The following is an 11,245-nucleotide window of genomic DNA, read 5'->3' on the forward strand; positions in this document are numbered from 1 at the left end:
GTAATCTCGAAAGTTCAACAGCCCCTAAACAGCTATAAAAAATAACCTTTGAGTTAAATAGAAAATGGAATGCTGTCATATTTAATGACAGCATTATTTTAACTGTAATATGAATTATGCCGTTACAGTAGACGTTTTATTTTTACGGGCTGAAAATTTGCGCTTAACAGCTCTAATTGGTATGCGTATATCTTGGCCAATTATGTATAAACATGGCACCAATACCAAAGTGATCAGTGTCGCGAACATCACTGCAAAACCTAATGCAACAGCCATAGGTATTACAAATCGCGCTTGTAAACTGGTTTCAAACATAATAGGTAATACCCCCATAAATGTGGTAATAGAAGTTAATGTGATGGCTCTAAATCGTGCGCAACCAGCTTCAAGTACAGCATCACGAATTGCCATTCCTTTTTTACGAGCTTGATTTATGTAATCAGTCATTACTAAACTATCGTTTATTACAACACCTGCGGCAGCAATGATGCCAAAGAATGACATCATGCTTAAATCTAAACCAAAGAAGAAATGCCCCCAAATAGCTCCGGTTAAACTAAATGGTATAACTGACATGATAATAAGTGGCTGCGTATAACTTTGCAGTGGTACTGCGAGTAAAATATAAACGATAATCATGCCAGCAACAAAAAACAGTATTTGTTCATTTTGCTGTGCTTGTTGTTCTTCAATTGAACCACCAAGCTCTGTTTTAACCGTTGGAAATAACTTTTTAAGCTCAGGTAGAAGTTTCTCATCAATTCTGTCAACAACTTCATTTGGCTCAACAGTTTCTTCGTCAATTGCGCCATATATATAAACTGTTCTATAGCCACCTTCACGACGTATATAACTAATACCAGGCTTTTCTGAAAGGGCTACTACATCACCTAACATCACTTCTTTGCCATTATCTGTTGTAATAACAGTATATTTAAGTGATGAAAACGCTTCACGTGTCAATTTTGGATAGCGAACCATAACACGAATTTCTTCACCATTTCTGATCACGCGCTGCGCTTCTCCACCGTAAAAACTGGCTCCAACTTGATTAGCTATTGTAGCTAAGTCTAATCCTAAATCATATGCAACTGGTAATAGACTTAATTGCACTTCTTTACTGGCAGGATCAATAGTAGAACTAATATCGTATAGACCTTTTTCTTGCTGCAACATTGCAATAAATTGCAATCCAGCTTGATTTAAAGTGTCAATATCAGAACCATATAATAAATATCCAAACTCTCCGTCACTACCAGAGCTATTTACATCATCTTGGATGGTTATAGATTTAAGGCCTGGAATTTTTGGTAATTGTTCACGCCATCTTCGAGATAGCTCAAATGTACTGAAAGGTCTTAAATTTTCATCAACTAATGGAATAACTATTCTGGCTTCTGTTTTACTTTGATTAAAGGCAAGTAAGTCTTTTATCATACCTTGATCAAATTCAGATTTAGTTTGATCTTCAACTTGCCAAACAATAGATTCAATTGTTTTTAAAGCATCGATTGTTTTCAGGTCAGAAATGTTGTCATTCATTTCGATTTCTATGCTAGGAAAGTCGTGAGGGACCTTAGGTGTTGGTATCGTACGAACTAAATTAGAAGATATCAAAGCAAAGCTGATAATTAATAAACCAACAAATGCAGATAATACTACCCAACGCCATTCAATCGCTTTTTTTATAGAACGTTTATAAGGCCCATTTACAAAGTCCATAAAGCGTTTATTAAACTTAGCTCTCCAACTGTTTTCAGCAATAGGAGTAAACTTTGAGTGTGCTAAATGAGCAGGTAAAATTAATTTTGATTCAATTAAGCTAAATGCTAAACATAAAATGACAACAACAGCGATACCATAAAAGAATGCACTGTCAGGGCCACTTGATAAAGTAAAAGGGGCAAATACAGCCATAGTTGTTAAAACACCAAATGTTGCTGGTGTCGCTACTTTTTTAGCGCCTTTGACTACATTTTCGACACCACCACCTGATTTTTCAATTTCACTATAGGCACTTTCACCTATAACAATGGCATCATCGACTACTATTCCCAATACCATGATAAATGCAAATAAAGAGATAATATTAATACTGATACCTAAAATTGGCATCACCATTACAGCACCTAAGAAACAAACGGGTAAACCAACCATTACCCACATAGCTAACTTAAAGCGTAAAAATAAGGTCAGCATAAGTGCTACCATAATAGAACCTTGAAGTAGGTTTTTTAACATCATATCTAAACGTGCATTTAGGTAATAAGTCATATCAACTAAGGTTTTAAGTTCTAGACCAGGTGGTAGAGTTTTGTTTCTTTGTGCAATAAATGCTTTAACGGACTCTGCAACAGGGATCATATTTTGATCTTTTGTCGCTTTTACCGACATAAACATGGCATTACTACCAGAGTATTTAAAGTAACGCTCACCTTCAGTGAAACCATCTTTAATAACGGCAATATCTTGTAGTAAAACTTTAGCGCCATTTTGACCAATTTTTATCGGTATTTGGCGGAATTCTTCACCATTGTAATATTGGTTTTCAATTCTTACTGAAATAAAACCAGCATCTGTACGCAATTGTCCCGCAGAAAAGTTAGCAGAGTGCCTGCTAATCGCCTTACTTACATCACTTAAAGACAAATTATATTTTCGTAGGTTTTCTGGATCGATTTCTATCGCTATTTCATCTTCAGGCACATCTAAATTCACTAAAGATACATTTTGAAGTTGAAGAAGTTCATCTTCTATTTGTTGAGCGATTGGTTTTAACTGTGTTAAAGGTAAGTCGCCAACTAATGACATTTCAATCACATCTTGCTGAAATTCAGCTTGATAAATCGTAACCGGTTCCATTCCTGCTGGAAAAGTAGCAATACCATCAACGCGCAACTTTATTTTATCTAGTACATCCGAAAGTGATTTATCAGGATCTATTTCTAATGAAATACGACCGTTATTGCGAAAAGAACGAGAAATCCCTTTTTTTATTTCTGTAACATCTTTAATTGATTCTTCAATTTTTATCAGAATACTTTCTTCAATTTCTTGAGGCGAGGCACCAGGATAAGAAGCATTAATATTGATATAATTGATTTCAATATTAGGGAACATCTGCCTTTGAATTGTAAAATAGCTCAATATGCCCATAATGATGATAAAGCCCATCATTAAGTTAGCAGCAACGGGATTATTAGCAAAATAAGCAATAATCCCTGTTTGTTTATGTTGTGTCATATTAATAAATTCCTTTTACTACAATTTTTCAGTAGTTGAAACATCAGAATCAGCAATGTTTACCTGCATACCTTTCTGCGGATATTCAGGTAATGTCACAACTAATTTATCTTGATTGTTTAAACCTTGATTGACTAAAAAGAATTCACCTTCTTCTCTTATTACTTGAACTTGTTTGGCTTCTAATTTGTCCTCTGAATCTACAACCCAAACAGTGCGGTTATTTACAAGCTCTTGAGGTAATTTATAAATTTGTTGTAAAGTCTGCCCAGCAAACTTAACTTCAACATAACTGCCGAATTTAATTACAGGTAGGTTGGCATCTAAACCGTATGGGTCTTCAATTCTTACAACTAAATTGCTCATACGTGTTTCACTATCAACAATACCTAAATCGCGTGAGATAATGGCTTCACGCTTAAAAGCATTAAGTCCTTTTTGACTGACTGATGCATTTATGCCATTTAAATTTTTTGGTAAAAATGCGCTATCAAAGCCAGCTATCGGGATCAATACTTCTGCCGATTCAATATTGTTAAGTACAGCAACGGGTGAACCTGTATTTACAAATTGGCCTAAGCCGATATTTTTTGAAATTATTAATGCATCATATGGCGCTTTAACATTACATTTTGCTAGATTACGTTCAGCACGCTTTAAGCCTGCTTGAGCTGATTTAACCGCAGCTTGTGCGCTTAAAACCTGTGGTTTTCTAAGGTATAAATCAGTAAATTTTTTATTTGGAAAACGTTTCGCTTCATCGATTGCAACATCTTGTTTTGCATTTTCTTCAATTAAAGAAGCTTGCGCATTAACGAGTTGTGCTTGTGCTTGTAATAAGTCAGCTTGGTAATTATCTTTTTCAATTGTAAATAAAATATCACCGCGATGAACTAATCCGCCTGGTATAAAGTTTTTATGCAACTGAACCACTTCGCCTTGAACTTGTGCAGCTAATTGCGTGCTTTCTAGAGGGGCTACTTCCCCATAGCTAGTAATCACGATTTGATAATCACTTGCTGTAATATTTTCTATTTTTACTGTAGGTCGGGTATCAACCGGTTTTTTTTCTTCGGTATCTTTCGCTATAGCATTAATTGTTACAAAACTACCAATACATGTCGCTAAAATAACAACAGGTATTAAGCCTTTTATCCATTTTTGATTCATTTTATTCACCTTGAAAGCACAATTGATGTAATAGTATCAAAACTTGTAAAAAGATGTGAATTCAATTGTAAGAAAACATAACAATTTGTTATTTATATAATCATGCATCTAAAATGGCATCGTGGAGTGAAGTTGAATTTACTGCTTTGACCAGCTGAAAAGAAAAATGCATTTTAACTGCACAGTTAAATGCTGTCAGCTTATCTTAATATATAACTATCACACTTCAAGGTGCAGATTTTAGCACCTGAAAATTATCATCAATTCTACTGTCTAAAATATTACTTGTTTTTGGCAGTGTTTGATTAAAAAACGCATTAATTTTATTTCTAATTTCTTTCGCAGTAGAAAAATATTTATTATTTTTAATATACTCATTTATAATTTTTCATAGCCGTTCTATTGGGTTTAAATTTGGGCTGTAAGGCGGTAGATAGTGAAGTTTTATATTAAGTTCATTTGCTTTATCTTTAACAACCGGTGCTCGATGTTAACCAACGACATCTAAAATCAAATGAATTCTATTATTACTGCCATTATGAGCTCGTAATTCAGTGTATTTTTCAATAAAATCTGCTTGTTTTTCTTTGTCAAATTTATGAGGAACACCTTAAGGCTACTTATAGTACCAGGTATGGCTGCAATGCACTCTATTTCAACGATTTAAATTGTCTTGCAATCGGAGAGGCTCATATATGGTATAACTAAAATTATGTTGATGTAGCCATTTATTTAAACCTGAAATAGAACAGTGAATGTCATAGGTTCTCCAAATATATTCAATTATTGTTATAATCGTCAATATGTCTAACGATAATCGTTTAATGAAGTCGCAATGCCTGAGAAATCATCGACGCTGATCAACCTTCTGAACTAAGTGAAACGGCCTTAATGCGATCTCGAACACACGTCCATCACGACTTGCATCGTTTAGGGCTTCAAGGTATATTTTTTTATTGGTAGTCAGTTTGATATTTTTCCTGAAAGATATCAGGATCCTCATTATTGTATAAATCAAGTATCTTCATTGAGCACGGGTATATTATGGGCTTGGTATTTTTGTTGAAGAAGTGAATGGTAAAAAAACTATCATCATGACGGTACTGAATTTAGCTACTTTACTCAAAATATTTATATAGCTGATGGAGATATAAGTATTAGCACTTTTGCAAACTGCGCTGTAAATAATCATTGTGATTAAAAATCTCAGGATGTTACTTTTGAAGTTTTAGATTCGTTTTTAAACACTAAACAGGGCATATATACAAATAAGTAACTATGGTGTCGCGCATCTGACACCTTATCTGGGTTTTGAACAAGCCCGATCTTAAGTTGTATGACTTATTTATAGTAAATAGTGGTGATCGTGTTTTATTTGCAAGCGGCTTTCGTTTATTTAAGCAGAGTGAATGCGTTACTTGCCCTAAGAAGAAAAAATATTTAATTTTATCAATTAGTTAGATTTTATACTTTTCTTCCTCTCATTAGTTTAAGCCATTATCCTTATTTTATTCGTCTTTGGCTAAATAACTGATGATTATTAATCAGGCCACTAAATTTACATTTATGCTTTAGAGTTTAAAGTTAATTCAAGATTAAGCTCTTTATTATCCGCATCAGACCAATAAGAAATCAAATTACCATTTTGAATCTCGGCCATACTTCTAGCACAATACAATGATAGTGCTTCTAATTTATTTTCAGTATGAATGTTATTTTTATTAAACATATCTTCTATAGGGAAATTAATATTTACTGAGGATAAGCATATTCTGAATGTTGTTAAGTTATTTTTATGAGATAAAATTAATTGAATCGTTGCTCCCCTTAGAGTTGTGCTAAATGAAAATTTTATTAAATTCGAAATAATAGTTCGGGTTAGTAGTGATTCGCCTAACACAACACTTTTATTAAGATTCAAATCTATTTCAAAACATTTATCTTTTGAGGTACTTATAAATGCTGATAGCACTTCGTCTATTAATATTTTTAAATCAAAAGGGGCTGGTGAGTATTCATAACTACCATCTTCAATCTTATATAATGTTAGCATATTATCGATGGATTGACTTAATAGCGTGGCATTTTTTGATAAAATCATTTTCGAGAAGTTATATTTGTTATCATTAAATTTATACTTATTTAATATCGTTATTGACTTAATTATTTCATCAATTGGTTTTCTGAGATCGTACTGAGTAAAACGATCAAAATCGTCGCGCAGTTGCGAATTTTCGATCATTCGATCTACTTGGTCTCTCATTTGATTATTTTGCTTAGTAATATTTATATGTGTATTCACTCTTGCTTTTAATATAGAAGGGCTAATTGGTTTGGTTATATAATCAACAGCTCCAACTTCAAGACCTTTTACAATATCTTTAGGTTGGTCTAGTGCAGTAGTAAAGATGATCGTGATATGTTTTGTAAAAGGGTTGTTTTTAACTATTTTGCATACTTCTAAGCCTGACATTTCAGGCATCATAATATCTAGTAACATTAAATCTGGTGGGCTATCTGAATTACATATTTTCAATGCTTTTTTTGCATTATTAGCTATAATTACTTTGTAGTCATTCCTTAATATTTCAGCAATAATTTTTATATTATCTATTACGTCATCAACAATTAACACTGTTAATTTATGCGCTTTGGAATTTGCTAATTTAGGAATTTTAGCTTTAGCTTTACTAGAGAATACTTCTTTAATTGGTCTTTTTAGGGTATGTTCTAATTTTGTTTCTAGCATTTTTATTGTATACGGTTTTACTAAATAATCAGAAACCCCGAGTTCGATTGCACTAGATACATCTTGATAATTTATATTTGTTGAAATGATTATAAAAGGGATTTTAAACGTTTTTTTATTAGTACGCGTTATTTTCAGTAACTCAAGACCAGTTAACTTTGGTAAATCAAAATCACATAAAACCAGATCAATATTCATTTCTTCAATATGAGCAAGTGCAGCTTCACCATCTGCTGCTTTTATTACATTGTTTATACCTAAACTTATGAGAGCATCGGCAGTGATATTTCGCATGGTTTGCTCTGCATCTATAACGAGTATGGTCTTATACGTGTTTATTAGATTTTTATTTAATAAAATACTCATTCAAAGTAACCTTTTTAATTTAGTTATACCCAATTAAGTTGCAGGAGTTTAGCTAAATATATTAAAGTAAAAATAAATTATGTAAGCTAGGAACTATAATAACTTGAATTTTTTGCGTTGATAAAATATGGATTATCTCTAACTGATTCGCTTTATCTTGAACTATACCCAAGCCACTTCAAGATGTGAGGTTCAGGACTGCTGAGCAATTCATGATCTAGGCGCATCTTTGCATTAATGGTTACTCCCTTAAAAAAAGATGGAACAACGAGCATGATTTGCTCAGAAGTCCCTGTAAGGTTGGTTTATAAATACTTTATGCAGCGTTATTGATTTTGAAAAGGGAATAACCATGTTCTTCAATCAATGCCTTGCCTAAAGCATTTCTAATTCCAACTGAATCCTGCATCTTGAAGTGGTTTGGGTATATATCATTTTATTTAGAACTTCAAAGCAGCTACACAATTGTACTATTTAAACATAAACAGAGCAAATACATTGATCATGTCATATACAAAAAAAAATTCAAAATGCGTGGTTTATCAGCTTAAAAATATCATTCAATTAGCAAGTAAGTAGTTTACTATTTTCTAAAGGTATTACTGAAAATTGATGAATGGCTCTTTCTAATTTCCATCAAATTTCAAAATTATACTTGTTCATTCATGGATGCGCTTTTGACCCACTAATTAGATTTTAAACTATACTATAAAAAATGTATTAATGAGTTTTACTATTTTTAGCATTGATTAATCTAAAATAAATAGCCATAGGACTGATATAACGATCTAGTAATCTTTAAGGTTATTCTAAGAGGTCTGATTTGTATGATTACTTGTTAACTGTATCATACTACTTTGTAATCAAAGGGGTGGATATTATTAATACAAAAGTACTGTTTTTATTGGTTTGTTTTATGACAGTTTCATATTGCTACGCTGATTGGCAACCGTTGAAGGTATACTCTTGGCCAATTAATATAAATAGTTGGGAACCTAAGGAAATAAAAAGAGAGGTAATTAAGTACCATTCATTAAAAACAGCCAAAAAACAATGGAAAATATGTGTTTCTATTCCTCATTTGAAAGACTCATACTGGCTTGCAGTTAACTATGCTTTAATAGATCAAGCTAAGCATTTAGGCATTCGTATGAGAATTAAACAGGCTGGGGGTTATACTGAATTGGCTTCACAACGCACACAAATTAAGGAGTGTATGGCAAGTGGCGCCGATGGCTTAATTTTAAGTAGTGTAGATACAGATAAAAATAATGATTTAGTTCAGTTATATCACTCCCAAGGAAAACTTGTTGTTGATTTGATCAATTGGATTAGTTCTAAACACATAAGCGCTCGTGTTGCTGTTAATTATTTTGATAATGGTGTTGAAATAGCAAAGTATTTATTAAAACACGCTAAAGAACCAAGTAAAGTTTTGTGGTTGCCGGGACCAAAAGGACCCGGTTGGCCAGCTGCTGGTAATAAGGGGTTTATCCAAGAGTTAACAGGAAGTGATATAGAAATAGTACACACAGCTTGGGGTGATACAGGATACAGAATACAAAGCAAACTTATCAGAGATGCCTTAGAAATTTTTCCTGATATTGACTACATCGTAGGGACTACGGTTAGTGCTGATGCTGCTATTGATATTATTCGACAGAAAAACCAAAGTGCGAGTATTGGAGTACTATCCTATTATTTTAGCTCTGACACCTTTAAAGCTATTCAGCGCGATCAAATTATTGCTGCTGCTACAGATAAACAAGCTATTCAAGCTCGTTTATCTGTAGATATTATTGTTAGATTACTTGAAGGTGATGATTCATTTACTCAAATTGCTCCTTTAGTTGAAATTGTTGATAAAAAAACATTAAATAATTTTATTTCATCAACATCAGTTGCACCAAGAGGGTTTAGACCTGTATTTAGTGTGAACGATTGGAGCAACTGATTTGTGAAAAAAATGAATTTTTTATCTTGGTTCCCCTCTATATTTTTATTTTTATTTTTATTTTTTTGTACTTTTTGGATTAATAAAACTTGGAAACTTGATGCACAAAATAATTGGCAAAATAAAGCCATTAAATCTTCGGAATTTTTAACTGATAACCTATTAGGTTGGCTAGAAGGTGCATATTTATCCGTTTCTGGAATAGCTATTTTATATGAAAATAGTACTAATGTAACTAATCAGCAGTTTTTACAAGCTTTTGACTCCTTAGAGTCTCGTTCAGTTGCTTTCTTTCTTGATGATATGGCAATTGGCAAGTTAATTGCTAAGGGTGATACAAAGTTAGAATGGGAGATCATCGCAAGTACACAGCAACAAGGTTTTCTAAAAAAAGGCACAAAATTAAATCAGAATTTATATTTAAATAATTTATTTAATACTGCTCAATCCAAACCAGGTAGAATTATTTTAGGTCCTCCTAAATTTGATAAGCAAGGTAAGCCTTCTTCAGTAATCGTATTATATACAGAAACTATGACAGGCCCGATATTAACAATGGGTTTGCTAAACTATCAGGCCATTATTGATGGATTGTACGCAATACATACTCCAACCGGAGTTTTATTAAATATTGATGGTCGTTTTTATACCGAAAAAGAAGATAAAAACTTCATTTCAATTTATAAGACTAATCATAATTCCGAATATCATACAGTAAATAGAGCGATAAGCTCTGAAGCGGAAATTGTATTTACTTGGTATTTTACCTCAGACTTTGATGGAGGGATTGATTTTCGTTCAAGTCAAACTGCATTATGGTTAGGCATAATAATTACATTGTTATTTACAATTATCATTATTGTATTACAAGTACAAAATATTCAAGTTGCGAAACGCGTTACCATAGCAACAAAAGAATTAGAACAAGCAAAAAATCAAGCTGAAAGTGCGGCTAAAGAAAAATCTAACTTCTTAGCAAATATGAGTCATGAAATTAGAACGCCAATGAATGCGATTATTGGAATGTCTTATTTAACTTTGAATACAGAACTTACAGATAAACAAAAAAATTATATTAATAAAGTACATATTTCAGCAACTTCATTATTAGCAATACTCAATGACATTCTTGATTTCTCAAAAATAGGGGCAAACAAGTTAAAATTGGAATATATCGATTTTCAAATTAAGGATGTTTTTAATAATTTATCTACTATTAATAGCTTAAGCGCAGCTGATAAAAATCTTAAATTAATTTTTGATTGTTCGTCAGATATACCTGAAACTCTTATTGGTGATCCTTTAAGACTTAATCAGGTTTTAATTAATTTAATTAGTAATGCGATTAAATTTACACCCCACGGTAAAGTCATAGTCAAAGCTGAAGTTATTAAATGGAAAAAAAAATCACTCACTTTACGCTTCTCTGTTGAAGATACTGGTATCGGTATGTCGACTGCGAGCCAAAAAATACTGTTTGAGCCATTTAGCCAATCAGACTCTTCAATAACAAGGAAGTTTGGGGGCACTGGGTTAGGTTTAGCAATTTGTAAAAAATTAACCAAATTAATGGATGGAAATATTACTGTTGAAAGTACCGAAGGTGAAGGTAGTACTTTCACTTTTACAGCCAATTTTGGTATAAAAAAACAGCGTTCAAGTGAAGCACAGGTAAAACCAAAATTAATCAAAGATATGACCGTACTGATTGTAGATGATAACGCATATGCGCGAGAAATTTTACATGATATGTTGATAAATGA

At 32.5% G+C, this 11,245-nt stretch carries 7 protein-coding genes and 1 pseudogene; 2 read left to right on the top strand and 6 right to left on the bottom strand.

All coding sequences use genetic code 11. From position 1 onward, the window contains the following. Positions 1 to 114: 114 nt before the first annotated feature. From CJF42_RS06410 to CJF42_RS29025, 6 genes and pseudogenes are all read right to left on the bottom strand, one after another. Positions 115 to 3,243 (bottom strand): efflux RND transporter permease subunit, encoded by a 3,129-nt coding sequence (locus CJF42_RS06410; protein WP_095365886.1) that lies wholly within the window; start codon positions 3,241 to 3,243, stop codon positions 115 to 117. 18 nt (positions 3,244 to 3,261) lie between these two features. Then, on the bottom strand, positions 3,262 to 4,413 hold the full coding sequence (locus CJF42_RS06415; RefSeq protein ID WP_095365887.1) for an efflux RND transporter periplasmic adaptor subunit: 1,152 nt from the start codon (positions 4,411 to 4,413) through the stop codon (positions 3,262 to 3,264). Between the two features lie 388 nt (positions 4,414 to 4,801). Continuing rightward, positions 4,802 to 4,891: pseudogene (locus CJF42_RS29490) on the bottom strand (transposase); the annotation flags it as partial. 177 nt (positions 4,892 to 5,068) lie between these two features. Next, on the bottom strand, positions 5,069 to 5,215 hold the full coding sequence (locus CJF42_RS29495; protein ID WP_502694775.1) for a winged helix-turn-helix domain-containing protein: 147 nt from the start codon (positions 5,213 to 5,215) through the stop codon (positions 5,069 to 5,071). Positions 5,216 to 5,977: 762 nt separating this feature from the next. Next, positions 5,978 to 7,528 (bottom strand): response regulator, encoded by a 1,551-nt coding sequence (locus CJF42_RS06425; RefSeq protein ID WP_095365888.1) that lies wholly within the window; start codon positions 7,526 to 7,528, stop codon positions 5,978 to 5,980. 152 nt (positions 7,529 to 7,680) lie between these two features. After that, positions 7,681 to 7,803: a hypothetical protein gene (locus tag CJF42_RS29025; RefSeq protein WP_286203472.1), complete on the bottom strand. Its 123-nt coding sequence runs from the start codon at positions 7,801 to 7,803 to the stop codon at positions 7,681 to 7,683. A 596-nt stretch (positions 7,804 to 8,399) separates the two neighbouring features. Between CJF42_RS29025 and torT the strand changes: the two genes are divergently transcribed. Together torT and CJF42_RS06440 are read left to right on the top strand one after the other, a co-directional pair. Then, on the top strand, positions 8,400 to 9,482 hold the full coding sequence (gene torT, locus CJF42_RS06435) for a TMAO reductase system periplasmic protein TorT (RefSeq protein WP_286203474.1): 1,083 nt from the start codon (positions 8,400 to 8,402) through the stop codon (positions 9,480 to 9,482). A gap of 12 nt (positions 9,483 to 9,494) precedes the next feature. Further along, positions 9,495 to 11,245: ATP-binding protein (locus CJF42_RS06440; RefSeq protein WP_252097542.1), on the top strand; the 1,751-nt coding region annotated here is incomplete at its 3' end.

This window comes from Pseudoalteromonas sp. NBT06-2, from assembly GCF_002276045.1.
Taxonomy (GTDB): Bacteria; Pseudomonadota; Gammaproteobacteria; order Enterobacterales; family Alteromonadaceae; genus Pseudoalteromonas.

Bases quoted from the DNA above. Each gene is read 5' to 3' on its own strand.
- CJF42_RS06415 (WP_095365887.1), bottom strand. From the start codon at position 4,413: ATGAATCAAAAATGGATAAAAGGCTTAATACCTGTTGTTATTTTAGCG.
- CJF42_RS29025 (WP_286203472.1), bottom strand. From the start codon at position 7,803: ATGCTCGTTGTTCCATCTTTTTTTAAGGGAGTAACCATTAATGCAAAG.
- CJF42_RS06410 (WP_095365886.1), bottom strand. From the start codon at position 3,243: ATGACACAACATAAACAAACAGGGATTATTGCTTATTTTGCTAATAAT.
- CJF42_RS06425 (WP_095365888.1), bottom strand. From the start codon at position 7,528: ATGAGTATTTTATTAAATAAAAATCTAATAAACACGTATAAGACCATA.